Annotated in this window: 21 protein-coding genes and 1 pseudogene; 9 read left to right on the top strand and 13 right to left on the bottom strand. The window is 58.2% G+C overall.

Features of this window, described 5'->3' with window-relative positions; all coding sequences use genetic code 11:
• Positions 1-355: 355 nt before the first annotated feature.
• A complete protein-coding gene (locus XI03_RS20520) occupies positions 356-1,285 on the top strand; it encodes a TIR domain-containing protein (RefSeq protein ID WP_271593065.1) in 930 nt (309 codons plus the stop codon).
• Here XI03_RS20520 and XI03_RS20525 read toward each other — a convergent pair.
• From XI03_RS20525 to XI03_RS20535, 3 genes are read right to left on the bottom strand one after another with little or no spacing between them, the layout of a single operon-like run.
• Positions 1,266-1,781, bottom strand: a complete 516-nt coding sequence (locus tag XI03_RS20525; RefSeq protein WP_271593066.1) for a Mov34/MPN/PAD-1 family protein — start codon at positions 1,779-1,781, stop codon at positions 1,266-1,268. The two genes, XI03_RS20520 and XI03_RS20525, sit on opposite strands and share 20 nt — an antisense overlap.
• Complete coding sequence (locus tag XI03_RS20530) at positions 1,778-3,472, bottom strand: ThiF family adenylyltransferase (RefSeq protein WP_271593067.1); 1,695 nt, start codon at positions 3,470-3,472, stop codon at positions 1,778-1,780. Before XI03_RS20530 ends, XI03_RS20525 begins: the two co-directional genes overlap by 4 nt.
• Entirely contained in the window at positions 3,472-5,028 is a 1,557-nt protein-coding gene (locus tag XI03_RS20535; protein ID WP_271593068.1) for a transcriptional regulator, read from the bottom strand. Before XI03_RS20535 ends, XI03_RS20530 begins: the two co-directional genes overlap by 1 nt.
• 293 nt (positions 5,029-5,321) lie before the next feature.
• Between XI03_RS20535 and XI03_RS20540 the strand changes: the two genes are divergently transcribed.
• The 4 genes from XI03_RS20540 (at position 5,322) to XI03_RS20555 (ending at position 12,040) form a co-directional block, all read left to right on the top strand.
• A complete protein-coding gene (locus tag XI03_RS20540) occupies positions 5,322-6,434 on the top strand; it encodes a Fic family protein (protein WP_271593069.1) in 1,113 nt (370 codons plus the stop codon).
• 9 nt (positions 6,435-6,443) lie between these two features.
• The gene (locus XI03_RS20545; RefSeq protein WP_271593070.1) at positions 6,444-6,995 is read left to right on the top strand and encodes a Pycsar system effector family protein; all 552 of its coding nucleotides are present in this window, start codon (positions 6,444-6,446) and stop codon (positions 6,993-6,995) included.
• A 47-nt stretch (positions 6,996-7,042) separates the two neighbouring features.
• Positions 7,043-11,641: a hypothetical protein gene (locus XI03_RS20550; RefSeq protein ID WP_271593071.1), complete on the top strand. Its 4,599-nt coding sequence runs from the start codon at positions 7,043-7,045 to the stop codon at positions 11,639-11,641.
• Between the two features lie 204 nt (positions 11,642-11,845).
• The gene (locus XI03_RS20555; RefSeq protein WP_271593072.1) at positions 11,846-12,040 is read left to right on the top strand and encodes a hypothetical protein; all 195 of its coding nucleotides are present in this window, start codon (positions 11,846-11,848) and stop codon (positions 12,038-12,040) included.
• Positions 12,041-12,244: 204 nt separating this feature from the next.
• Here XI03_RS20555 and XI03_RS20560 read toward each other — a convergent pair whose 3' ends face one another.
• From XI03_RS20560 to XI03_RS20575, 4 genes are all read right to left on the bottom strand, one after another.
• The gene (locus tag XI03_RS20560; RefSeq protein WP_271593073.1) at positions 12,245-12,946 is read right to left on the bottom strand and encodes a hypothetical protein; all 702 of its coding nucleotides are present in this window, start codon (positions 12,944-12,946) and stop codon (positions 12,245-12,247) included.
• Between the two features lie 389 nt (positions 12,947-13,335).
• Complete coding sequence (locus tag XI03_RS20565) at positions 13,336-13,596, bottom strand: hypothetical protein (RefSeq protein ID WP_271593074.1); 261 nt, start codon at positions 13,594-13,596, stop codon at positions 13,336-13,338.
• A gap of 35 nt (positions 13,597-13,631) precedes the next feature.
• Complete coding sequence (locus tag XI03_RS20570; RefSeq protein WP_271593075.1) at positions 13,632-13,904, bottom strand: hypothetical protein; 273 nt, start codon at positions 13,902-13,904, stop codon at positions 13,632-13,634.
• Positions 13,905-14,702: a hypothetical protein gene (locus XI03_RS20575; protein ID WP_271593076.1), complete on the bottom strand. Its 798-nt coding sequence runs from the start codon at positions 14,700-14,702 to the stop codon at positions 13,905-13,907.
• Between the two features lie 294 nt (positions 14,703-14,996).
• Here XI03_RS20575 and XI03_RS20580 point away from each other — a divergent pair, with 294 nt between their 5' ends.
• Positions 14,997-15,119: a type IV secretory system conjugative DNA transfer family protein gene (locus tag XI03_RS20580; protein ID WP_271593077.1), complete on the top strand. Its 123-nt coding sequence runs from the start codon at positions 14,997-14,999 to the stop codon at positions 15,117-15,119.
• Between the two features lie 717 nt (positions 15,120-15,836).
• Here XI03_RS20580 and XI03_RS20585 read toward each other — a convergent pair.
• The 3 genes from XI03_RS20585 to XI03_RS20595 form a co-directional block, all read right to left on the bottom strand.
• A complete protein-coding gene (locus XI03_RS20585) occupies positions 15,837-17,093 on the bottom strand; it encodes an endonuclease/exonuclease/phosphatase family protein (RefSeq protein WP_271593078.1) in 1,257 nt (418 codons plus the stop codon).
• Positions 17,094-17,205: 112 nt separating this feature from the next.
• Complete coding sequence (locus XI03_RS20590) at positions 17,206-17,589, bottom strand: hypothetical protein (RefSeq protein ID WP_271593079.1); 384 nt, start codon at positions 17,587-17,589, stop codon at positions 17,206-17,208.
• A 29-nt stretch (positions 17,590-17,618) separates the two neighbouring features.
• Complete coding sequence (locus tag XI03_RS20595; protein WP_271593080.1) at positions 17,619-17,834, bottom strand: hypothetical protein; 216 nt, start codon at positions 17,832-17,834, stop codon at positions 17,619-17,621.
• 258 nt (positions 17,835-18,092) lie between these two features.
• Here XI03_RS20595 and XI03_RS20600 point away from each other — a divergent pair, with 258 nt between their 5' ends.
• Together XI03_RS20600 and XI03_RS20605 are read left to right on the top strand one after the other, a co-directional pair.
• Positions 18,093-19,202: a hypothetical protein gene (locus XI03_RS20600; protein WP_271593081.1), complete on the top strand. Its 1,110-nt coding sequence runs from the start codon at positions 18,093-18,095 to the stop codon at positions 19,200-19,202.
• A gap of 248 nt (positions 19,203-19,450) precedes the next feature.
• Positions 19,451-20,452: pseudogene (locus XI03_RS20605) on the top strand (diaminopropionate ammonia-lyase); the annotation flags it as partial.
• A gap of 457 nt (positions 20,453-20,909) precedes the next feature.
• Here XI03_RS20605 and XI03_RS20610 read toward each other — a convergent pair.
• From XI03_RS20610 to XI03_RS20620, 3 genes are all read right to left on the bottom strand, one after another.
• Entirely contained in the window at positions 20,910-22,259 is a 1,350-nt protein-coding gene (locus XI03_RS20610) for a DUF2235 domain-containing protein (protein ID WP_271593082.1), read from the bottom strand.
• A 312-nt stretch (positions 22,260-22,571) separates the two neighbouring features.
• Positions 22,572-23,189 (bottom strand): hypothetical protein, encoded by a 618-nt coding sequence (locus tag XI03_RS20615; protein WP_271593083.1) that lies wholly within the window; start codon positions 23,187-23,189, stop codon positions 22,572-22,574.
• Positions 23,190-23,303: 114 nt separating this feature from the next.
• Positions 23,304-25,142, bottom strand: coding sequence for a hypothetical protein (locus XI03_RS20620; protein ID WP_271593084.1), 1,839 nt, complete (start codon positions 25,140-25,142; stop codon positions 23,304-23,306).
• A 293-nt stretch (positions 25,143-25,435) separates the two neighbouring features.
• Here XI03_RS20620 and XI03_RS20625 point away from each other — a divergent pair, with 293 nt between their 5' ends.
• Positions 25,436-25,633, top strand: a complete 198-nt coding sequence (locus XI03_RS20625) for a hypothetical protein (protein ID WP_271593085.1) — start codon at positions 25,436-25,438, stop codon at positions 25,631-25,633.
• The last annotated feature ends 673 nt before the right edge of the window (positions 25,634-26,306 follow it).

Below are 26,306 nucleotides of genomic sequence, written 5' to 3' on the forward strand. Positions count from 1 at the left end.
GGCCTTAGGCGAAATGCGCCGTATAGATGGGCCGATGCGGGCGTGTCGCAATTGGTAGACGCATCGGACTTAAGCCATTGAGTGCCCTGGGGGAACCCCCAGGAGCAGAACTGCTCAAAATCGGGGAACCTTAACTGGCAATCCCGAGCCAAGCCCCCCGCCAGGGGGAAGGTGTAGAGACTAGACGGGCAGCACCTACAGCGGACATCGCCAGGGTGAAGGGATAGTCCAGACCACGAGCGCCGGAGGGGCGGCGGCGAAAGCCGAAGTGGTAAGAAAATCCGTGGGGCCCAAGGCCTGTGCCGGTTCGAGTCCGGCCGCCCGCACCAGAACATTCAGATGAATTGGGACGCCGATGAAAGAGCGATTTGAAGGGGAGCAGAACCGTCCGCAGCTCGTTGCATCGCTCCGTCGTCAGGATTTCGCAGGCGGCCAGCTTGAGATCGCCCAGGCTCTGGCGGACGCAGGAGAACTGGTCGAGTTTAGACCCGGCGAGAACATGACCGTGCAACATGCTGTAGATAATGACATCTATCTGCTTGTTGCTGGCAAAATCGCTATCATCGTAAATGGCGCACAAGTTGCCACGCGATCAGCCGGGCAACACATTGGCGAGATGGCAGCCATCGAGGCATCACTGCCGCGCTCGGCAACGGTCACCGTCCTTGAGCAAGCGGTAGCGCTCAAATTGAGCAGCGCCGCGTTTATGGGGATCAGCGAGAAGTTTCCCAGCGTGTGGCTGCCGATTGCCCAGGAGCTGTCCAAACGGCTGCATCAGCGCAACAAGACCATCTATCTTCCGAACCAAGCTCCCAAGCTCTTCATCATGTCCTCATCCGAGGCGCTCAAAATCGCGCACGCGCTTCGCACCGGCTTAGAGAAAGAGGTATTCAGCACTGTTTGGGATGACGGGGTCTTTTTCGCGGGCGATTACCCTCTTGAGGCTCTGGAGAAGCAGGTGAGCGAGGCCGATTTTGCCGTTGCCATCGCCGAGCCTGACGACATCTCGGAATCACGGGGGAAAAGAGCGCCGACCGTGCGTGACAACGTGCTCTTCGAGCTGGGCCTCTTCATGGGCAAGTTGAGCCGGTACCGCACCATCCTTGTTCATCCGAGAGTGAAAGACCTAAAGCTTCCCTCGGATCTCCAGGGCCTGACCCTCGTCCCCTACCAAGCAGGTGACGACGCAACCGTCGCTGAGCGCATCGCGCCGGTGTGCGAAACGATCCGCGAACTCGTGAAGAGGCTAGGTGTGCGCACCTTCGCTATCGAAGAAGATCGATAAGCCGCACGAACCAGCCCCGCTTGGGGTTGGCTTCCCTTTCAGTTTCCACTTCAACGACGAGCGGCGATGCTTGTGCGCGGAACGCCGTCGCAGAGAGGTGCAGCGTCGAGCGGCGCGCAAGCGTGACAATCAACAGCACCGCAAAATTGACGCCGACGTCTGGGTCTTCGACGATGTCGCGCATCGCCTTCTGGTCTTGTACGCTCGGCAGTGGCTCAAACGACGGATGGGAGTGCCATTCGCCGAGATAGTTGAAGCGTTGGTAATTGTGTCCCGTCCGCGCGAAGAACTCATTCAGGAAAGCGCGGTTGTGGTCTAGGTCTCTGACGAAATGGGTCGCCGAGCCTCCGCTGCGCTGGATTGATAGGTCAGCGATCCGAAACGTCTCGTCGCCGACATGCTCACCGACAAGAACTCCACCGATCTCGCGAACGCCAGCTCGCTTGAGCTCTGCAACCAGCGTTTTGACGGCGGCGTGAGGAAGGATCATTCTCATTTTACGTCGAAGATCTTGGCAATCTCGACGATTTCCGCAGTCGCCTCTTCGGCCGAGAGAGTCATTGCTTTCTCTATCGGAGAGGCTTCCGGCATCGGAATGGGATAGGTTTCAAAGGCTTGCGTGAAAAGTCCCTCTTCCGGAGCGAGTCCTAACACGTAGACCGGCACAGGAAAGTAAGATGGATCGCGTGCCAGGAGCGTATCGATGGCTAAGCGCGCGGTCGCGGCGGCGATGCTGGTGACATCGGCGTCATCCGCGATCATCGGCGGACCTTCGCCGCCCGTCGCGTAATCTCTCGTCGCCGCCTTGGGCTGATAGTTCCGCTCGGCAAACCAGTTCTCGATCGCGCGGCGCATGAGCTGAGGTGACGGCTCAACGCCGGGTCGGTAGCGAGCGATCAGACCGCCGAATCCTCCGCCGTACACCTCCGCCCAGACAACGGGCTTCGCGGCGGACTCGGCGACGGCGGAAACCAAGTTGTGGACATTGGGATTGGCGGTGGCGTTGACAATGAGGTCTCGTGCAAGCAGCGAGGTAATGGCGGCCTCGGCACTACCGCTCGCTTCCTGACCGGCCATGCGGACCTTGCGGACGTACACTTTGGCGTTCGGATTCACGTTTTTGATCCGCTGGGTTACAGCATCCACTTTGTGGGTGCCGACATCGCGCCAGTCGAGGTCGTGCCTGACCAGGTTATCGGGCAGCAGCAGGTCGTCGTCGACGAGGTAGAAGTTTTCAACCCCGGAACGCGCGAGCATTGCCGCGACTTTACTCCCCAACGATCCGCAGCCGATCACTGCGACGCTCATGCCGCGCAGCCGTTCGTGGCTGTCATCCAGCCTCCGGACCTCGGGCTCCTGCGGAATCGTTGCATACTGAATAGCGAACTCGGCGGCTCCCCAGAAACAATGCGCCTTATTGCCCTTCAGGACCACAATGATTGACGCATCCTCTTCGAACCCCAATGCCGCAATGGCGGCCTTGTAGTCTGCCGGATTGGAGGTCGGTGGCAGCGCTTGGTCTTTCGCAATCCGCAAAATCGGCACCGTGCGCTCGTAGGTTTCGCTGCTCAAGGTCGGCGGCACGTCGGGATTGATCCAGACCTCGCCATCGCTCTTTGTGACCTTGTCGATAATGTAGACGTTGCTCTCAGGCCGGTAATGCACCAGCATGTTGCCCTTGAGCATCTCGCCTGCCTGCATCTCCGCAAAGAAGTCAGCCAACTTGCGTGTCATCAGCAGTCGGAACGTACGCGTGCGCAGCGATTGGCCCAGCGATACTTCGTGAGCCGAAGGTACTCTCTCCGCTTTGCCTTCGGGTGGATTTTCCGTGAAGAGCAAGCGATGCGCGCTTTCCAGCAGCATCGCGCCGGTGACGTCGCTGGTCCAGTTGTCAGGGCGGTATTCGAGGCAAAGCTCGCCACCGGGACCGAACTGATGGTTTGACCACAAAGTGGTCTGCTCACCACGTGGATAGACCGAAGGGGGTGTGTTGGGGAAATGCGCGGGATAGCTGAGGAAAACCGGATAGGTGCGCGTTCCGATCGTGATGTCAGCGTCGAAAATCAATCTCTTCGCGTCATCGGTCCGCCACCCAAGCGGCGTGAGCCAATCCGCGTTTGCGGCCAGGGCGTCAAGCCCTAGCCGTTCGCTCTTAAAACGGGCGAGATCGGAAAGATACCACCACATCAAGCAAAGCCGCCCGGCGTCGCCGGTCCGGTCGCGCGGTTGGGAAAGCTGAACGGCTGGGCTGCGGCGGCGGCAGGCTGCAGGAGCGATCCGGTTGAAAGTGCTTTGGCGGCCCTTGCCGCCTTGTCGCCTTTGGCCGACAACTCGTTGACAGCGGTGTCGTAATCCAAACCGGCGCGTTTGCGGCCTGAACCAAAGATCGTGCGCACCGGCTCCGAGGCCTTGGCATATGCGTTCTGACCGATGGCAGTTTCAGTCCCGGCGCAGCGGGATTGCTCCTTCTCTGCCGCCAACACCCCACGGCTCACCGAGCAGCGGATGAGTTCGCCCTTCATACCCAGCCGCGTGACGTTCATAGGCCCGAAATCAAAGCCGATGGCTAGACCCAGGCTGGACGCATCGGTACCGTTTGCCTTAAGGCGGGAAACAGCCAGGTTGAAGCTGCTCCGCATTCCACCAGCGCAGAGGGTCATGTTGCTGATGGTCTCTTGCACATCGGTGGTCTGCGCGGTGCCTTCGACCAGAAGGCCGTGTACGCAATCGCCGATGAACCGGACTTTCACACCCTTGAAATCCTCGTGAAGCGCTGCATCAAGCTCGGCCCTCAACACGTGGAGCGCGCGAACGACGTGCTTCGCGCCTGCATCGGTGGCGATGTTGTTGCCGACATAGTTGGTGAAACCGTCCAGATCTCCATAGACCGTGCACGCATCCTGGCGGCGCGAGTTCTTAGCGGACAGCGTTTCGATATCGAGGGCCGAATACGGCGGCGTATGCCCGGAAAACTCGAAGGCCCCGATGGGGTTGTTTTTGAGGTCATCCTGCCACTCCTTCACGATCTCCGTGGCGGTGACCTCAAGCCTGGCTTCCTTTTGACTGGTCGCGATCTCGGCGGCCGTAAGCGCTGTGGTATCGACGTTGCTGGTCTCCGAAAGCCCGATGGCTTTTCGCGCCTTGTTGGTCAGATAGATGCCCGTTGTAGTACCTCCACCAGCGCGCTTGGCCCCGTAGTTCGCTGGCTCGCCCAGGAACAGCGGCTCGCGGTGGCCGCGACGGCCATTGTTCACCGCCAAGGCCTTGCCGGTGTCGATGCCGACACGCACCTTGGCGGCAGGATGATCGGCGTCTTCGCCAGTTTGCGCCAAAACGTCGATGACTAGTTGCGCTGTCGCCACGGCCCGATGCACGCGCTTGGCTTCGTTATCGTAAGGCTTGGCAACCACGGAGTGGAGGCGCTGGTTGTGGAAGTCGACCAGGATGGCGTCTACACGCGCGATAATCCGGTGCGCCGCGCGGTAGTGCATGTTCAGAAACCGGAGCGTGCGCTTGTGGCAGGTCTCACCCTCAATCTCGGTGACCGCCAGCATATCCTTGACGTTGAGAATGTCGGCGTAGAGATGCACGCCATCCACGCGGTACGCCACCGTGTTCGCCAGGTTTGAGAGATCGGTGTCGCGGACGTATTCCTTGATCTCGATCGCCTTGAGCGGAAGCCCGTCGATCTTGGCGTCGATCCGCTTTGTAGCCCGCTCCTTATTCCAATTCCGGCCTGCCATTGCTGTGCTCCGTTGTTGCGCGGCACGAGCGGGACCTGAAATGAGGCACAACCGGCAGTAGCAGCGCTGTTTGATGTCCGCGCCGCGAAGGTATTCATTGCCCTTGCACGCGAAGCGCGTATATTTAGAACATAAGAGGAACTTTCGGAATATGCATGGAAAAAATATAGGCAGTTTTCCCCGTATTTCCGGGCCAAAGAAATTTAGTCGCCTTTTCTCTGCAATAATTGACGAGAATAGGCTTGTCGATGACGAGATTGGGATCCATAATCTCTGCAAAGGATGATGAGATTATGGTCTACATTCATGAACTCGGGGATTGGCCGACCTTCCAATGGAACTTGGAGCGAATTGCCGCCCACTTGGCTTCCGTGCGTCACAAGCAGGGGCGCCTCCTCGGGCGGATGGAACGTCTCGGATTCCCTCTAAAAGCCGAAGCAACTCTCCAGACCCTCACCGAGGAGGTAGTGAAGTCCAGCGAAATTGAGGGAGAGGTCCTGGATCGCGACCAAGTTCGTTCATCCATTGCCCGCCGACTTGGGCTGGACATCGGCGCCCTGCCTCCGACGGATCGCCACGTGGAGGGCGTGGTGGAAATGATCCTTGATGCCACCGAACACTACGATGCCGAACTCACGGCCGAGCGTCTCTTCGGCTGGCATGCTGCGCTCTTTCCCACCGGGCGGAGCGGCATGACAAAAATTGTAGTCGGCGCGTGGCGTACTGCTGAAACCGGACCAATGCAGGTCATCTCGGGCCCCATCGGGCGAGCACTTGTCCACTATGAAGCGCCACACGCCGATCGTCTCGACAAGGAAATGCAGACGTTCCTAGACTGGTTTAACGGCAGCGCCAGCGGCATCGACCCTGTTCTGAAAGCTGCGCTTGCGCACCTATGGTTCGTAACCATCCACCCCTTCGAGGATGGCAATGGCCGGATCGCACGTGCCATCGCTGACCTCGCTCTCGCCAGATCCGAGCAGAGCGCCCAGAGGTTCTACAGTATGTCCGCTCAAATCCGCCTTGAGAGAAGTGAGTATTACGCCATCCTGGAGAGAACCCAGAGAGGTAGTCTCGACGTCACCGACTGGCTGACGTGGTTTCTCGACTGCTTGGATCGCGCCTTCGACGGCGCCGACACCATTCTCGGCAGCATCCTCCGCAAGGCGGACTTCTGGGACCGTCACGCGGCGCGGCAACTTAATGAGCGCCAGCGGCTTGTGCTCAACCGCCTCTTCGATGGATTCGAAGGGAAGCTTACATCGTCGAAATGGGCGAAACTCACGAAAGTTTCCCAGGCGACCGCCGCGAGGGACATCGACGAACTTGTCGGCCAAGGCATCCTCAAGAAGGACGCAGCCGGAGGCCGGAGCACAAGCTACTCGCTAATCGATTTGAAACGCTGACAGTTGACCATGAAAAACGATCAAGAAGAAGCATTTGAAAAGGTGCTATCAACGCAACTTAGCCGCAATATCGACTTCGTAAAGTTCGCGGAGACGAAAAATGCCGCACTGCTCACCTTTTCCTCGGCTTGGATCATCGGTTCTATCAATCTGCTGACCGGCCAAAGTATCCTTCCCCTCGGCTATAACGTCGCCTTCTGTGTAGCTCTTCCGCTTTTTGCGCTTGCCGGACTTGTTTGTATTCTCTCGTTCGTTCCGCAGGTTTTGGCGCGTTTCCATCAGCCGGAGGACGATGCAAAGAGCCTGCTTTACTGGGAGCACATCGCGGACATCCCCGTGGGCCGATATCATGAGCGGGTGACCGAACGCTACAAGCCTGGCGAGAACCGCAGTGTCACTGAGCGCTATCTCGATGACCTGTGCGTTCAGATATCCGTCAATGCCCGCGTCGCAAGGCGCAAATTCATGATGTTCAACATCGCTGCCTATTGCGTGTTTGCAGCCATTCTCGTCCTCGCATCACCGCCCCTATGGTGGGGGTTACGACTACTGCAACGATAACCTCCGCGAAGCCGTCGGAAATCGCATAAGCATTCATAGAGCCAAACATGCAGACCCTTGACGACCTCCGCGAAACTGTCCGCAAGCTCGACGCCACCGGCCCAAATGGATTCGAAGGCTTGATGGCGGCCGTTCTGACAGAGCTTACAGGCCGCACCTTTGCGCTTGCCAGCTCCGGGTCCCAACGTGGCAAGGATGGACAGTCGGTTCTGGACGATGGCACGATCTCTTTTGAGGGCAAGCTCTACGAGGACGCGGTGGCGAAAGACCAAATCCTCTCAAAGATTGCGGAATTGGCTGCTGATGAGGAAGGCCAAACCGAACTCTGGATATTGGCATCAACAGGCCCGATTTCGGTGCAGCACATCAACACGGCGCAAAAGGCAGGCAGAAAACTTGGTATCGCTGTCAAGGTGCTCTCCTGGCCAGCAACCGGCTTGTCCGAACTGGCGGCGCTGCTTGCTATGGCACCCGCCACGTCGGCCGACTTCTTTGCTCGCAACACTTCGACCTCCCATGCAGATGCCGTCGCCCAGTTGCAGGCGGTCACTCTCCATCCTCAGTTTCCCGCAAGATCGGCCGAACTCAAGGCGGGCCTCCAGCAGCCAAGCCTGGCGCCCGCGTTCGCGCTCCAGGACAACATTGCTTGGATGTCGGCAGCATTCGCAGACAAGAAGTTGGCTCGCGTGGTGTTTGGGCAGGCGCTGTCTCCGGCCGATGCATCGACAGCGGGAGTGTTGGACCGTCCTGATCTGCGAGCGAAGCTTGCAGATGCCATCTTCGCCAAGCCGGACGGCTCCGTGGCCGCGATCCTGGGAGCAGATGGCAACGGCAAATCGTGGATGTTCGCGCAGTCTTGGACGCATCAGCAGGTCAAGCCGCTGACCATCATCTTGCTACCTGACGATTTCAAATTGCCGTCTTCGCTTGAATCCATGCGTGATCTTCTCATTGCGAAGCTGATTGGACAAACCGGCGACAACTTTACCGCAATCGCGGAAAACCGTTGGCGCGATCATCTGAAAAGATGGCGGCAGCACAAAAACACCGACAAACCACGACTGGTTGTTTTCGTTGACGGCCTGAACCAGCGGGAGATCGCGAACTGGCCTCACCTGATCGACATCCTGAGTGAGCTGCTCGCGGAAATCGGCGGGAAGCTTGTCATCAGCTGCAGGACCCTCTTCTACAGGGACCAAATGGAAGGACGTCTCGTCAGCAATGTCAGGAAGTTTGATGTGCCTGAATGGAGCGACTCCGAGCTGGAATCGCTGCTGGCTCCGCTTGGAACTTCAATTTCACAGCTCAACGCGGACGTTGTCCGTAGCCTGCGCAATCCCCGACTGTTTGGGATCGCAGCGGCCCTCCTCAAAGACCGAAAGATCGATGAATTCGGGGAGCTCAGCGTCAACCGTCTGCTCTTCGAGCACATCCGGCTCGGCGCGGTTTCGGACAACAACTCGATTGCGCCGCGTCAATTTGTTCAAGATATTCGCGTGCACGCCGATCAGATCATCAATAGGCTCAAAGACAATCAGCAAGCTGACCTGACCGTATTCGACCGCCCCAGCCCCTTTACTGGTCACTCTCCACAAACGGTGGCCGAGCAATTTGCCCTTATCTCGGCCGGACGCTTCTTTGAAATCCTTGAGGACGATCCAGCCAAGTACATGCTGAAAGAGGATGGGCTTTCGCTCGCTCTTGGACTGTCGCTAGTGAGTTCTGCGCGAACCGCATTGCGACAGGGGAAGAACGTCCTTGAGGCTCTTAGGAACGTACTCGATCCTATAGCCGCACTGGATAGAACCAGCGACGTTCTTATCGCCGCCATCGTTGCTTCCGTTCTGGATGAAGCTCCTAAGGAAGTCACGGCGGCTCTAGTACAGTCCTTCATCGCCCTGCAGAATCTCGACCAGACGCTTTACCCTGAATTCCAGGCATTGCTGCGGCAAGATACAGTCTCTTTCCTTGCTGCGCTGGAAAACTCAGCACTCACGGAAGGTGTTACAGCCAACCAGTCATGGCTCATTCAAGCGGTACAGGACGGACGGGCAACGCCAGCGTGTTCAGCCGCGCTGAAAGACGCAATCCGCCGTTGGCTGAGCATGTACTCCGATCAGCCGGAACGGATGATGGTGCCAACTCACCAGGGCGCGCCGGACGAGAAGCGTAAGGAAGAACGCGCGAAACGCGAAGCAGAGATCGCCGACAAGTTAAAGACTCTGTTGGATTCAGAACGGGCGGTTTTGGACGGACTCATTCTCCAGAAGCACGGCGACTACAGCCGACTTAGTGCTCTGGCCTTCCAGTTTTTAGGCGGCTACCCCCTGGCAGAATATGCGGACAGCTTTCGCAACTGGGCCTTTGCGGCGGCTTTCAACGGCGGATTCCGCAATCACCATCAGGAATTCAATGATCTGATCCAGTTGAACGTCTCAGATTGGAGTGAAACCCGTACGGCTATTCTTGAGTCCGCCAAACTCTTGCAGAGCCCAGGTACATCCGATACCGGCCGGTGGGCCCTGGCATACTTGCTCTATGCGACCGCAGACAGCGACGATGCGGCGGCGGCCGATGAAATCGTTCAAGAGCTGACGAAAGACAGAGAGCGCTTTGCAGGATGGCGCCTCGTTGAAGATTTCTGCGCCACTGACCCGTGCGATCCCTCTTCCTCATGCCCGGCCAATATAGAGAAGACCGCTCAGAGATATGCGACAATCGACGTCTCCAAGCTTCGCTTACACATGGGGAATGGCCAGGAAGATCATTTCTTTGAAATGGCGCGCGCTGGGTTAGCTCGCTTCAAGCCGCCGGTCGCCATCGAGGTGATGCGCCGCTTCGCAAATCAGGCACTTTCAAGGACCTCAGACGATTTCCGTATCGCGGCGTTCTCGCTTGAAAAGCACACCGCTGCTCTGGATGCCTCCCTCGCAAAGCGTTTTGTCATGAAGGCCGCAGAACTTGCGACGGAAGCATTAGAGGGTGACAAGAACGACGAAAAGCACGTTGCTGCCCAATATGCGCTCCTCATAGCGTTTCCGCACATGAGCGGAGATGAGCAGCTTGATGCACTTCTTACTCATCCGAAAGATGCGACCTTCATTCGGGGATTGGCAGACCTATTTCAGCCTTGCCATCCGACGAGATTAGAAGCCGGTCTCGAAAAAGCGATTGCCGATGGCAACGAAGTCGCACAGTTCCGCGCCCTCGCCTTCGCGGAGCATTCCCGAACACCTCTTACCACGCGCACCATCGAGCTGGCTGGCGGCCTTTTGAAGTCAGCTCATAGACACGTCCGTTTGTCGTGTTTGGGTCTCATCCGGACCTCTCAGGATGCCGCCCTCCTGGCGGCTGTAGTTGGAAGCGGTTGGACCGCCACCGCACTCGACAATGCCGCAGACAGGGTCGAGATCACACATGGGTCGGATGCGTTGGTCTTAGCGTCGAAAATCGGCCTCATCTCGATTGAAACCTGCCTGGAACGCATTGACTTCTCGGCTTATCGCAACTTGGTGGAGCTTCTCGGCTCGCCCGCTGCATTGGCGATTGCAGGTCGGCTGGATATCGCCATTGATAAGGCTGCAGGCTTCAAGATCGAGCGCAATCTCCCGGACATCGAGCAGCGGTTAGAAGATCAACACTGGCAGTCTCTTCTGAACGTTTCAGATCGGCCGACCTCCAAAAAGACCTTCTCGCCAGAACAGCTCAGGGAGCTCTCCGATGCTGGCGACGCCTGGTACGAGAGGCAAAAGCGTAATTACGATGCCGTTGAACAGTTCGAGCGCGAGCTTTCTGAAGCTGGAGCGCAACTTATCATCCGATCCATTACATCCGGCCTCATCCGGGAAATCGACAAGGCGAGCCCGCGGACCGTCGACAAATGGCTCAAGCGGTTCCTTACCATCGACCAGGAAGCCCTGAATAACTTGCACAACACGGCATCAGCGGTGGCGGAAGCAGTTTCGCACCGGGATTCAACGGGCGCGCGCGCGTTGATGGAACGCCTGTCCCAGGGAGCACCTCCCGTCCGCGCCACTTTCGGCAGGAATCACCTTAGCATTGACGCGGTGACAGTCTGGTCGGCCGCGACCGACGCTGAGACCACAGCACTCCGGTTTGCCAGGCTCGACCGCATCGGAAATGACCATGATCTGGCCAACGAGGTACTTGCAGCCATTCGCGCAAAACGGGAGGAAAATCTTCGAGACTACGTTCTCGACCGCCGCAGCCGGGTCGAGCCTGCCCATCGAGCGCGCGCCGCGATGCTCGCCGGACTATCTCCCGCCGGACCCTGGGCGCTTGAAACGATAAAGATGCTCAAAGACAGCAAGGGTTTCCTCCATGAAGCATACAAGGCGGCCACCTACGCAATGGATCGCCACAGATGGTCGAAGCACTGGTCGCATCTGATGGCTACGGCCACAAACCTGGAGGATCTTTGGCGCTACAGCGTTCTACTCTTCAAGATCGTGGATGGTCGGTTCAAGCCGTCGGATCTGGCAACCGAAGCCCCGAATCCGGTGCTGGAAAGGTTTACGCCAACCTTCGAGAGCGCCATCGCCGACCGCATCAAGCGCTGGAAGAACCATCGCGACTCCAAACTGTTCGGCATGCATGCACCGGACCCGGTTTTCCTGCCGCACTGAAGGCGCCGTAGCCTTTCGAGGTATCCTACGTCTGACAAAGCGTGCCGTTGCCGCCACCCTTTGACGCTGGAAGTGGCCTCTCGGAATAGTCGCCGCGCCCTATCCTGCTAAGTTGAGAATAACCGCATGCCGGTAACGACCGGCACCAGATCGTTTTCTCCCGGCCGGTCCTGGCCTTGCGGCAAACCCCACCTGGAGAATGCAATGCCTGCAAAACCCAAAGCCAAGAAGCCGAGCCACGAGGCCTTCGTCATCACAGGCGAAGGCGAAAGTGCGTTCTGGACCAAGATCGGCGCGGTCTGGCCACATGAGGACGGCAAAGGCTTCAACGTCGACCTGATCGCCCTACCCGTCGGCGGAAAGCTCGTCATCCGCGTTCGCAAGGAAGCCACCGGCTGATCATGCGAGGAGCCTGAGGACACCGACGTGGCTCTGTGCGATTCTTCCCGGAGCAGCGGCGAGGCGCGCTGGCGTGGCAAGGGAGACCATCCTCAAGCCTTGGAATGGTTGAAGTCCGTTGAGAGCTGATGACCCGCAAGGTGCAGAGCTGCTTGCCCCGCATTGGAAACGATGCGGGGCACTTTTGTTGAACTATATTTGGACTCAGCCTTTGGGTTCGCTGCACTTCAAAGATGCATCGGAAGTGGTCGCTTTTGCTGGTGCAGCACCGCCAACGGAGTTCTTAAGGAGATCGTCAAACCTTTGTTTCTCTTTCGCAGGGCCGATTACTGCCCAGTACGAAACGATCGTGCAGTGCCCATCCTTGCCGTGGCCCCACCCGGTAAGATTTCCAATGAAGATGTCATCGTTATCAGTGTCGAGCCGCTGGCCCACAAACGCGCCCATCCCCAGCTTGTCAGTGCTCGATATGTACGTGAACATCAGAAGATCGCCGGAGCGAGAGCCCTTTACCTTGAAGTTGCGCGGATTGTTTTTCCGGTTGTCACGTTCAGCGACGGCTCGATCCTGAATCATCCTCCCGGACGCGAGAATATGTCGGGGCACGAGAAAATCGTATTGATCGTCTGCGCTGCCGGAAGGATCAGTATAGATGTACAGGGCCTGCTCAAGGCTCAACTTTCTTATGAGCCAGGGAATGACGTTTTGCTCGAACGGGTCGCGAATAAACCCGACAACGACGGCTGCCACGATAAAACCTAGCGCCGCTTTTAGGCCCTGACGCACCACATCAGGCGCCAGCGGCCGCACCGTGTCGCGAACCCGCTTCCAATACCTTTTTGCAAGCAGAAATCTCGGAGGTAATGCGAGCGGCTTGCCTGCTCGTGCTTTGCGCGAAATGCCCATGCTCCTCACCCCAAAGAACTTCTCGGGCGAAAAACGCCCGAGAAGCCTTTTGCATCCTTAACCGCCGCAGAGCGTCGAATTTGCCCTGACGATGACCGGTGCTGACGGACGAGAGCAGCGCATCTGTTCCTCCATGCGAGCAGTCGAGTTGCTCGCTCTCGTTATGTTGGAAGGCAAAAGAAGAGGTTCAAGAGCGCCGATGAAAAATCAGAACCTTCCATCTAAGTGCCGGATATCATTTGCTTCCCACCACCTACCGCCTCGCAATAGCTACTATAGTCTTATGCATATGGCGACATGACAGGCGCGCTCTACGCCATTGTTATTCGAAAAAACAGAATCCTCGGACAACTCGACTTGGAGAATTCCGGGCGTTTAGCCACGTCTCCCTACCAGTCCAGGAATACGACAACCGTCTGACAAAGAGCCGAAGCACCAGCTGCGCTAGCGGCCAAGGCGTTGAAGGTGCTCTGGAGGTTATAGGCAGCTCCCAGCGCGTTGAGCTTTTCAGCCTCTTCCCTCATCCCAATCGGACCTTTGGCTCCAGCAAACTTGTTCCCTGAATTCACCTTCGCAGACAAGAACCACAAACCGGCGGCCAGGATCGCAAAACCGGCCGTCGCCAAATTGAAGAAGTGCTTCGCAGTCAATCTTTCCCCCCTATGTTTGCGAGCGGCGGGCCCATCTAGCGGCAGCGCACCTTCGCATAGATGGTGCAGCCTTGCGTCCCGTCGCAGAACAAAACCTCTTTCCATCCGGAGGGGTCACAGTCTCCCTCCCAGCATTTATGGTTAGGAGGAAGAGTGCTGCAATCCCGGTGCGGACCATTACGCAGAATACCGGCCCTGGCTCCCGCCCTCATTATCGCCTGCGCCTCTTCAAGCGTCTTCCGCTCGGTGGCGTAGCCCTGCTGATGCGCTTCCTCGACCGTCTCGGGAATCTTTACTGCGTCTGCCATTTATGGCCCTCCTTTGCGAATGGCTGCCGCGACGGCTTGTCCGATCAGTGCGGCGTTGTGAATTGCGGCAGCCTCAGCGGCGGCGGCGTCCCCGGGCGGCGCTATCGTGATGGTCACATCGTGGGTACGTGTGCGTGTGGCGTTCAGGAATGGAGAGTCCGGGTTGGCCGTAAACTCCACCAGCTTCCATGTTGGCGTAAGCGAACCACCATAAACAACGACGAACGTCACCTGATAGCTGAATGCGCTGTAAGGACCAATAATCGTCCCCGGCACGGTCGACAAGAAGATCTTCTTATCGAGGAACTGACCGATCTTGAGATCTCCCTCGATCAGAATCTCTCCCGGCTTCTCACAGGGATTCACAATCGGCCGGGCGGAGCGCAGTTCCCTAAGCGGATAGGTGAAGGAGATCGTTTCGATTCTTGTCGCCTCTGAAGAGGCATTCACACCAGCGCCGAGCGTGAATGACCTCGTATCGGAAAGAGTTCGCATCCACGACAGGCCTGGGTTCGCGCTACCCTTCTCATCAACGGTCAACTTCAGAGTAACTGTTGCCAACCAGTCTTTGATCCAGTCGGCCTTGTTGCCGCTCCGTTGCCCCGCCCCATAGTATTTCCGGATGGCGTCATCCACTCCCTTGTGCAGTTCGCACTTGACGTGGTTGATGATGCGATTCTCGGTGATCTTTTGACTTTCAGGAGGCTCGTGCCACTCTTGCATCTCCGGCACGTAAGCCCCGCAGCCGCCGAAAAGCCCAATAGCCGCCGCGCACAGCAGAAGCCCACAAATCCGCATGATGAAAACCGCCTAATGAAAACTAGACCTACGGCATGACGACACACTCTATGCTCGGTCACAACGGCCCCTGATTGGACAAGGTCGAAGAATCTTCAGCTGTGTCAATCGCGCAACATGGGGTTGAACTTAGATCTGCCTGCACCTGCAATACTGGTTAGGCCCCTGAACCAGGTGTCTCGCCGGAAGACCCATGGCTCCAGGCCATGCTTTGAGGGCCTGCCTGGCCAGCGCGCATGGCGGCAGTGGCGCCCACCGCTATCGAGATCAAAAGACTGCCTCACGCATTCTGAGATGGGCGCCGGCAAGGGCATCGGCGTGGTGATCCCCAACCTGTTCGACTACTGCGGCTCGGTGGTCTGCACCGACATCAAGGGCGAGAACAGCGCCATCACCCGGCGACGCCGCGCCAGCTAACCCGCTCGACATGCTCCGATCCGGCACGTTCCACGAACGCGAGGATGCGAAAGCGCTCCCGCGTCTAATGATCACCCCCGAGGAGAAGACACCGGTTCGATGGTCTGCACCGTGTCGCTGAAGGCGCCGACCGACGACGCCGCATAGTAGTTCGACCGAACAACTTCACGAGTCGGACGATCTGCGCGAAGTGCTTCTCCTGCGCGCGGTTGCGCTTGGCGGCGAACTCCAGATGCAGCGGGATGCTCGTCTTTGAGGAACGAGCCGTCGTCCTGGCTGACGAGATTGCCGTACCACTCGGGGTCGCTGTCGTAGGGATCGGGACGACGTCGAGTCCCGTCCCGCCCCGTTCGAGCAGTGGCGGCAAAGCTGGCACTGGAACTGGGCGCAGAAGACAGCGCGCGTGCAAGGCCTGCTGGCTCGAAGCGCTTGTCGACATTCTTCCGATCACGTTGTCGCTTGAGCTCTACGTTGCGTCGATGCCGTTGGCCTCCACAACGCGCCAAACTTGTAAGCGCCTTAGGTGGTCAGCACCGGCCAAACGATGGTCTATCTTTGAAAACACGAACGGGCAACCGCACCAGTTTCGCACCAGAAACGGCGTGAACGAACCGCAACGAACGCGATCGAGCTCGAACAAAACTGCAGCAAAATCAACGAACCCGATCGATAGTCGACCAGCGGGTACAGCGCAATGGATGTCCGGCTACCCTTGCCCTAGAAACGAAGCGTCGCTTTGGACGGACAATGATCTGAAATGGCCAGCAAAGGATCCGGATGGCCTGGACCTGCGGGGCGCGTTCCGCCGAAGCGCCCGATCGCAACCTTGATAGCAGGGTCTGGAACCGAGAGGCTCGCGCTCACGAGCATTTGGTCAAGGCCCACGGGATTGCGGCAGCCGAGACTTTCGCCCTTTGTCAGCGGCTTGAGGGCCTCTTGATCGAACAGCTCGCGCTTCGAGCGTTCGCAGAGTTGCTTGGCCACAGGGTTGACTTGGCATTCCGGCTCCAGATGGAGAAGCGCACTGGAAGCGGGAGCACCGTCATTGACCTCGCCATAGAGGCTGCGGACCAGTACACCGGTCGGAAGGGGGGAAGCGGGGTCGCTTCCGTCGGAGCGAATAGCTGATTTGGGGATCGAATTCTTCTCATGCGAAAGATTGCGGTTGAAGTCGCCCATCAAAACGACGGGCATGCTCGCAGAGCTCGCTTCCAGCCAATCCTCGAGTGGATGCACCTGCTTCTGCAGGATGGCACAGGCCTCGCCGCCGCCGTCAAGCTTGCCGCGGTCTTCAAGCGGGCTCACGCAGGAGGATTTGAGGTGCACCGTCATCACGCGCAACGGCTTGCCATCAATCTGCAGCGTCAGGGATAATCCAGGTCGCACCTGATCGGCAGCGGCGAGATCCGGAAGGGATAGGGGCGCAATGACGCTGCAATCGGACCCCGTCCCAAGGTTCTTTTTCCACGCGATCGCGAGCCGCTGGACCTTGAACGTGTCGAACGAACAAATCTCGTAGTCGACACCGTTGTTAGGCAAAACCTCGCGAACGGCGGTGGCCCCGCTGACCTCCTGAAAGGTGATGATGTCAGGATCGAGGTTCGTTCGGACGAAATCCTGAAGTTGCTCGGCCCGTTTGCGGTAGGCGGCCTCGGTGACCGGCACGATCTTGAAATTGGCCTGGTAAACGTCGCATGGGGGTTTTACGGCGATGTCCCATTTGATCTTGGCGTTCCGTCCCCATTTGAGCTCCCAGCCCGGCTTGGTTGCTCCGGCCGTTGCGGGTTCAAACAATCCACTCGCTGGATTTAGGGCGAAAGGTTGACCGCAATCACGAATCCACTCCTTCGCTTCGGTCTGACTGAGATGCCAACCGAGATTCCATGTCGCAATTCGGATGTCCCGCGCGTGAGCCGCGGGCGTTGCCCCGAGCAGGAAGACGAGGGCGATCAGGACAGATTGGCGAATAACCATATGAATGCTCCAGACGTTTGCAACAGACCCGGCCTATTCAGGTTGGGGCGACCGCACTTGGTGAAGGTTTCCCTTTGCTTTCAGGGGCTGCATGCCGGCCGGATGGATAGGATCACGGCTGCCAGCGACGCAGCCATTGGGCAGCTTTCCCGTGGCGCCCTCCCCGCGCAGGACGCTCTCGCGCGTGGCCTTTCGATCGATCCCCCCACGCGTGCTCGAGGGCATAGCGGAGCTCGTCCGCCAGGCATTCGACGGCCCAGCGGAGATCGTGCCTGTCGCGACTTGGAAATTCTTCGGCCTCCGTGATCTGTTGACCAACAAGCCGCGCGGCGTTCCGGATGCCGACATCACCTACCATCTCCAATTCACCCCAACGTAATTCCCAAAAGCGTTTGGTCGCCTGCTTCCAAGTTTCGTCTTTTGGGCCGAGCTCCCACTCGATCAGGCGCTGGGCCTGCTGAATGGTTTCGAAGAAGAGGTCGAGCTTCCTTTGCAAGAACGGCTTCTGCGCCTCGATCTTTCGAATTAGTCGGCCTGGCTGCGCGCTTCGTCGCGCTCGGCAATGGCTTCGGCCTGATTCGAAAGCGATTCGCTGAGGAGCCGGGCCTGCTCGGTCTGAAACTCGTATACCTTCCAGACCCCTGCGATCACGGCGCCGGCGACAGTCCAGGCCGCGACAGCAATGATGGTATAGCGTTTGAAAAGGCGGAGAAGGGCCGAGGATCGTGGGATTTGGGCCATGATTGCAATCGAATAGGTTCGGTCGGAAATGGTTTGTTCGAGTACAAAAAACAAAATTCAAGCAACGTCTGACAAACACAAACATCAGAGCGGCCCCATAAGCCGCGCTCCCTGGCAAGAGCGGCCTTTGTGCCTCCCCGCTTCGACGCGCATCATGCACGAATACGAGGCTCGCGCAATACGTGCGGCACGTGTATAACGCTCGTGGAAAAGTCTCGTGCTGAATTTACTTTTGTCATATTCGCTGGAGGTTTTGCGATGGGCGTCATTGTACCTAACCAATTGTACACCGCTCAGGACCTGCTAGGAGGCTTCAACCCGTGGGACCCCATGGGCTTTACGCTTTCCCGGGATTTTGCGATCTACCGTGAATTCGCGACCGAAGGCGGGCCGGTGCCAACGTCGCTGACAGTCCGCGCCGCGCAAGCCGCGCACGACGCCGCCATTGCTGACGCGCTACGCATCTTTTTGAAGACGGTTCAACGACCGCTTGTCGGCGTGATGGGAGGCCACAGCCTTCCGCGGGACCATGCCGCCTATAAGGCGATTGCCTATCTGGCGCGCGATCTTGCCCGCGAGCACTTTCTGTTGGTCACGGGCGGAGGACCGGGCGTGATGGAGGCGGCCCATCTGGGGGTCGCTTTCTCATCGTTCGAGAGCGTTGGCCCGCTCGACGAAGCGATCGGCCTAATAAGCGCTGTAGCGAAGGCGCCCATTCTGGATGACCTGTTTACGGACACCTGGACGATTAAGGACGAAAAGCTCGGCGCCATCGACGACGCGCGCAAGTGGTTGAAAGTAGCACTCGAGGTGCGAGCCAAGGCGCCGGCAATCCTTCCTGTTAGCCTTGTGATCCCGACCTGGCTCTACGGCGCCGAGCCGACCATGCCTTTCGCGACGCATTATGCCAAGTATTTCCAGAACAGCTTGAGGGAAGAGGCCCTCGTCAACAACTCGCGTGCCGGCATTGTCTATGGCCGGGGCGGTGGCGGCACGATGCGGGAGATCTATCAGGACGTGGAACGTAATTACTATGCAAAGACCCTCGACGAAGTCACCCCCATGGTTTTCTTTGATCCCGATAAATATTGGGAAGTGGATTCCGTCATGGGTGACGCCCGCGCTACCTCGCCGGGCATCAATGTGAAACCGACGATCCGCCCCATCCTGATGCTTGGCCTCGTAGCCGACAAACGGCCCAAAAAAGAGGTGGAGGAGTGCCTCGATGAAAAGCTTCTTTTCACCACGGACCACCCATCCATTATCAAGGCGCTTCGCGGCCATCAGAAGACATCCCAGCAGAATCTCTCCTTCGCACTCGCGGCGGAGCCTCTCAAGATCGGCACCCTGAGGATGAATCGGCAGTAGGAGACTGATATACCGGTGTCGGCCCCTGAACGGGAGACGTGTGGCTCGTGGGGTTGGCCGCAACAAGAAGGCTGGTCCGATCTCAGCAGATGGTTTACTATCGGAGCCTCCGCGGCAAATCGCAAACTCCTCGACTAAACCAAAAGTGCGTGTGGTTCGACATGCCCCCTCACGAGGCGAGGCGAAGGTCGAAAAATCTGCTCCTTCTTCACAAGATCGCTCGCAAAGCGCATAAGAGTCGATCCCCTGGCAGTTTCAAGGCTCTGGGTGGCTCCTAGGCCGTGATCCGGCTTGTGCTGGAGGAAGCAAGCCGGAGGATCGGCCGAGTCGTCGGCATAACCGAGCTGCACACACCTCAAGTGAAAGCCGTGGCACGAGAAATGATCGTATCGTGCGCCACAGATGGCAATCCTGGCAGATCAGTGGCTCCAGGTGCTCAGCTCGTTGGTGCGAAGTGCGCCATCTTCGTTCACGCAGGTGTCAGTGATCAGCGTATCGCTGCGATCGCTCGCTTGGGCGCGCAGATAATTCGCGTCAACGGCAGCTACGACGACTGCGTCGCCGAAGCCTCCCAAGTTGCTGAGGAAAACGACTGGATAAGGGTGTCTGATACATCCTGGCCGGGCTACGAGCGCATCCCGGGACTCGTGATGCAGGGATATACCGCCCTCTTTGAGCCAAGCACTGCGCCAATTGCCCCAAGCTCCAACCCACGTCTTCGTGCAGTCGGGTGTGGAAGGAGTCGCAGCAGCGATCGCGGGTCATTTTTCAGTTCTGCCGGGCGATAGCCGCCCCTTTTTTACGGTTGTCGACCCCGCGCGCGCGGCGTGTCTGTTTGAAAGCGCCCGGGCCGGATACCCAGTCAAGCTTGATCGTGGGCAGTCGACGGTGATGGCGACCTCGAATGCTACGAACCCTCGCTAGTCGCTTGGCGCATCCTTTCACGGGTAGCGGATATGTTTATGACTTTCGACGACGCCGGCGCCATCAGCATCATGAGGCGGCTTGCGAATCCCAGGCACGGCGACCCCGCTGTCGTCGCAGGCGAAAGTGGCGGTGTCGGTCTTGCAGGCTTGCTGGAGGTTGCTTCCGACCAAAACCTGCGGGAACAGATTGGACTTGGAGGAAATGCGCGGGTCTTCCTGATCAACACAGAGGGCGCGACCGATCCTCGCCTCTACGAGGAGCTCGTCGGCATGTCGTCAGCGCAGGTGACCGCACGAAATGCCCCACCGACCAAAGACCAGTAAGCGGCACGCTTCGAATCTAACGGGGGGATGATCCCGATTTCCCTAGCAGTGGCGACCGCATTCTCTCTTGGTTCCTGCCAAAGGCTTTCAAGTCTCTCGATGACTTCACCGTGAGGCTAAAGCTCGCCTGCAAGGTTAGGCCCATGATCATCGCGAACTTCAACTGCCATGCCGCGATGCGGCCTGCCTCTGGTCCATTCGCGCGCCAGCTCCGAGAGCGCAGTATCGCCTCTTCCCGTGCAGCCTCGTTATGGGACACTTTCATCGCCGCGGATAAATTAACCGCGGTCACTTCTATATCTCTTCGACTCGCACGGCCTTTCCCGGTCCAGACGATGTTACGGGGAACTGCTGATGTCCCTGCCTCAAAGAGAAATGGCGAGAGGCGCTCTCGTTGTGGCGGAAACGTCCAGGCACTTCTTGGAGCGCAGGACCGTCCGCCGGGAGTAGCGCCCGATCAGCACTCCCTTTGCACAACAGCCGGCGTCGCTGCACGACTTAGGTAAGGCGCGAGTAGATTGCCGTCGTAGCTGTCCGGCGAGAGAAATTCGCCGTCCCATCCGACAATTCCGATCTCGGGTGCTTCCTTGCCGAAGCTGCGAGCCAGCACGTCGACGACACCGCGAAGATTATGCGCGTCGTACTCGAGTTCTGGCTGGCAAAATGCACGATACAAGGCAGACACGTGAACTCTTTCCTCGATGGGTTGAGCGTGCCTGTCGCGGCTCACGTTCACCGTCATAGGCAGGCGACGGCGGCTGGTTTCGACCCGATAGTTTGAAATCGAACGATAGGCGAATGCGAATAACTTGTAGGCGAAAGTTCGCGAGTCGTGCAACTCGGCCCGCGATCGCTCCCTTAGTTCGTCTGGTGTGAGGTCCCTCCAGCCCTTGGCGTCTATCGGGAAGTCTGGATAATAGTGCCGCACGCGCTTGATCATCCAATCTAGGGTGATGTCCTCGAGAGCATGCTGGCGTTCAATGGCGTCCTCGTTTACGTAGCCGCCGCCTACGTCTGCGTGGGCGCCGGCGAACCAGACCTGTTCCGTCTTGGTTGCGAAATTCTTGAATTTGCTTTTGCGCCACACCGCAGCTTCAAACGGCGGTCTGTGCTCGTCGATTGCGAGCGCGTGCAGATTCACGTCTGTGATCGCTGAAAGCTCGACATCATGAAATTCGTACTTGTCGCGGTTGGCTACTCTGAAGGTCAAAAATGGTATGCCGAGCGCACCGACGGTGTCGAAGACGCCGAGCAGCGCGATCCGCAACTGAGACCGGTCGTAAACGTGGGGAAGCAGCGAAGACCAGATCCCCGGCAGACGATCATTGGGCGAGGTCCGATAGAAGCTCCAGGCGGTCTGCTCCAGTTCAGGCGTACAGCACTCTCTCCGCAAAAGTCCCGCAGCGTGAAGGTAGCCGACCAACGAGCGGGCAGTATAGGCACCTCGAGAGAACCCGAAGATGAATATCTCGTCGCCGGGCTCGTAGTGAAAGGAGAGGAATTTGTAGGCACGGCGGATGTTCGTGCTCAATCCCTGACCGAGAGCCCCGCCAAACCACCTATTCAAGAACGCCCCGGTGCCTACCCCCCTCTCGTAAAACACGATGTTGTTCTTCTGCTCAGTGACAGTCGCTTCCACCTTCTTTTCGTTGGGCACGGACTTGAGCCCTGTTTCAGATTGTGCCGAGGTGCTTGTGCGGAGCGTCCTGGAGATTGCCTCACGTATCCGGACGATATTAGTATCGTAGGATCCGAAGTCTGAATCGTTCCATGTACCGTCCAAAAGAAGGATGATGCGCTTCGTCATCTGCGAAACCTGAGCAGGCCGGCCGCTGCGATCGCAGGAAGCCGCCCGGCACCATCCTCGCGACGTCAGGCGCGCTCTTGGAGAAGCGGCACTGAGTTCGGGAAGATGGCTCAATGCAGGTTGGAAGGGTGCTAGGAGAACCCCTAGGTCCGGCTGCCACCTTTGCCACGGTATGCGGCGGGTATACACCGAAGACGTTAGCCGGCCTCGTCAGCCAAGCGGCTCCGGTTCAATGGCATTCAGTTTTTGGAGGTCGTCCCCGAGGAGGCCGAGAGCTCGATCTAGTCGACTCGGCGGCATCTGTTCCCCTCGTTAATGGCTGTGCAGATGACGCCATATCGCCTCGATGATATGCTTGTCGACGCCTGCGTGATGAAGCAAACCAGCAACGCCGCCGACAAGAAGGCACCATGTGCCCCTTCCTGCGGACCTGCCGAACGCAGCAGCGTAGCTGGAGAAAAATCGATCGAAGTGCTTTCCGAGCGACGAAGCTTCCTTTCGGGTGGCAGCACCCGGTCGCCTGCTCTTCCCCAGGATATCGTTGAGCCTTTTTAGCTCGACTGTAAGCGCGCGCAGCTCATGAAGAAATCGGTCATCATCAGCAATCCTCAGATCCGGTGCATCGTGGTTATGGTGCCGGGAAGGATCGTAGCTCTCGGCTTCTTCAAGTGCTTCGATTAGTAATCGAGCGTAGCGGAGAACCGCTTGTTGGCTGGTGCGAGCTGCGGCCTTCTCAATGCCGCGGTCAAGGATGGCCTTCCTTATGAGCGCCTCGGCAACGCTGTTCTTGCTGACGGACTGTCGGCCAGCCATCGCATTGATCATTTCCGCCGTTTCGCCGGAAAGGTTTAAAGTTATACGCCCGGGCACGGTGCTGCCTTCCAAACCCGGCAGATGCTTTTTTCTCCGTACTGTTCGCCTTGCAATCATGTAGATCCGACCTGCACATGCTCGTCAGATATTCGGTGATGCGGTGCGCCGCTCCGGCTGGCGTTTTTCACCGCAGTCGATTGCCCGCTGTCTGACGGACCCAGCACCACTGGATCAGTCGCCAATCCCTGCCCAGCAGACGTCTTCAGCAAGTGCCGCCTGGTCCCGATCTATGCTGATGGGACGCTGAAAATCGAACAGCCACTGACACGTGTCGGCGTTCCGACGGCCGTCGAGGGTTTGGTCGACAGCTTCTTGGCTTTTCAATGAGATCACGACCCCTTGCGCGGTCGATGGGCAAACGATCTCTCTCGTCCGGCCGGTGTCATCTTTCCACATGGCGATGGCCCTTGATGCGGGAAAGGCGGCTGTAGCGTTTGTCCGGTCAACCAAGCCCATCGAGGTGAACGTCAACACCGCGCTCCCTGGGTCGTCCGCCAGCGTGCTTGCATATCGCGCGGGCCAGCGCGTTGGAAGTTGCGGACCGTCCATCAACAGGACGAACACGATGTTGGGACCGAGAGATCTGAGAACCTGATGGCAAGGATCGCTCCTGGCCAGATCTTCGCAGATCATCGTGGCGAAGACGGAGGAATTGCGAAAGACGTGCAGGTCGATTTCACGACGCGGCAGCCCGATCTTCTCCCAGTAGACTATCCTTCCGTTCGGAAAGACCGTCCGCAATCCATATGCGTCCGGTTGGCCGTCGTAGATGCCCCAACGGTGGTGCTTCGGACGGCTGGTGGTCACCGATGTCGCGGAATTGTCGGCAGATCTCGCGAGCTGCGATACTAGAACGAAGTTACCTCGGCTATCGATGTTGTCCACCTCCAGGTTTTCTTGGTCCCGTGAACAGTTCTGACACGATCCCGCGATCAAAAACTCGACATCGTGCTCAGCAAGCATGTCCCTCAGCTCCTTGAACAGGGGCCAATTCAGCGAATACTCGGGAAAGATGACGCCGTGGATCTTGCCGTCCACACGCCTCTTGGCTGATTGCACGAGCTCATCGATGAAGAGCCTGATCTTGCGAGCCTCGCGGAGCCATTTTGGCCGCAGCTCGAACCAACCGACTCCCTTGTCCGTTCCGACGTCGAACCACCCCGGATGAATGGTGTAAGGCAGCGGGACGAGGAGCAGATTCAAGTTGGCATCGCTGTCCGAAGGTGTCGCCGGCGGCCGCTGCCAATGGGTCGTCACGACTCCGGCCGGCGGAAGCAGCGCGAGATTGTGGGTAAGCGATCGTAGCGTACAACCTACGCGTGGAGTGCGGGCCTTCGGCTGCACGCAAAGAACGCTCTGGTCCGCCAACGGCGAGATCGTTACATGCTTGAATTCCATTCTGACGTCGTCCACGCCACCCGGGCGACTCGCGTTGTTGAGAGCTATGGCCATCGACGACGCCTTCACGAACTTGGCGATCCAGGAAAGCGCTTGGTCGTTGTCAGTGGCATGACCATCGTACCCCACATCGACGCAAGCTTCGTCCGCTATAACCATCAGACCGTAAGCCGCTCGCCACCACGCGGGAGGTTCGGAGGAGCTCGCGAGATTTACGTAGACCGGGAGCTTCTCGGTGAAAGCAGCTTCCCAGATTATCTTCCAGAGTTCGTCGACCGCGGCCGGAAGAGTGTCCGGGAGGGTGGGGGCGTCACGGATTGCGCGTGCAGCGTCGATCCAAAGCTCGATCTCCTCTTGGCTTATGCGGACGTAGCACCGATCGTCCAAGGCTCCCGCCGAGTCCGGCATGATGTAGCTGTAGGCGCCACCATGGTCGAGCAGATACGCCGATATGGCGAAGAGGTCTGGTGGAAAATTGGGCGCCCTCTTCCAATCGCTGATCTTCCGGCTCGAGGGAGTGCCGGCTGCCTTTGCATTTTCGAATCTCGTCCCTTCGGGCAGAACATGTCTCAGGACATTGCCCACGGTCAGAGCTGTCGGATTTCTGGGCACTTTGACGTCGATCCTGAATCAGTGGATGTTCCTATTCAGAGCCGCTTTTTTTACGCTTTTCACCTAGGGTTGTGACTAGTTTCAGAGAAATGTGAGTTTTGCTATTGCTGGAATGGCCACAATTCGGCATTATGTAACATATATGCAACAGCCCCTAATATTGCCGGGAGAACAGTGTGTTAACCGATTTGCAGGAAATTGCTTGAGGTCGAACCGGAACAGCCCGATGCGGTACTGCGTTTGCATGGCCGCCAAACTCGGGTACTTGGAACGGCCGGCCGACGGAGGCTACGATGCCGATAACATTTGAGGATCACTACCTGGAAGACGTCGACAAGGAGCACAAGGCTCTGATCAAGAGCATTGCGAACTCCATTCAGGAAAGCGGCCTTCCAGAGGGCACGACCGTCAGCGCGTCCGATCGGGAGAAAGAAGTGCGTGAAACGGTCGACTGGCTGGCGGATCGAATGAGCGTCAGATTCAGGTGGTGACGGGCTACTTTTTGTTGCTCGTCCAACTCGGCTGAATCTGCTTCGGCACAAGTTCGCCGGTCCCGATTCGATCTGTCCCTTCGTTCGTGCGCTCCAATGCACCCCACCCTGACGCACCCCACCCTGACGAACGACTGATACATTTCAATCGCTGCGCCAGTTGATTCAGCTTCAGGCTTTGCGGGTTTAGCAGCAAAGCGAGGCCTCTGGCTCCCCCTGTTCAGAGCCGTATTGTTGAAGGACACCACTTCGCACGCACGTCCTGGCGCGCACACCTAAAAGCTCATCTAACGACCGATCGGTCGCGATCCCGCTCGACTTCGCGGACGAGCCGCATTTCTGCCGATTAACTCAAACAAGCTCGCAGCGCGCTGCTGGTCCTCAAGACAGAGGATATAGTGAGTGGAGCCCTCATTCTCGGCAATGGATCCATCAAGCAATTGCCGCGGCAGGGCGGGGTTCGTCTCCCGCTGCGTATTCAAGTCCTTACGAACTGGCGATATCTCATCTATGGTTACAAACCTCTTCGAGTCCCCGAGCCAAGCCAAGAAGAAATGATCGCGCTCCCACACCTTCTTGAAGGGCTCCTGGACCCAGGATGTACGCGCGCCCCTTTGGCTTTCTCGCCGAATCGGGCATACCCTCGGCGCAGCACAACCCGAAATAGTTGCAC

Origin of the sequence: Bradyrhizobium sp. CCBAU 65884, from assembly GCF_028128835.1 — a bacterium.
Classification (GTDB): Bacteria; Pseudomonadota; Alphaproteobacteria; order Rhizobiales; family Xanthobacteraceae; genus Bradyrhizobium; species Bradyrhizobium ottawaense.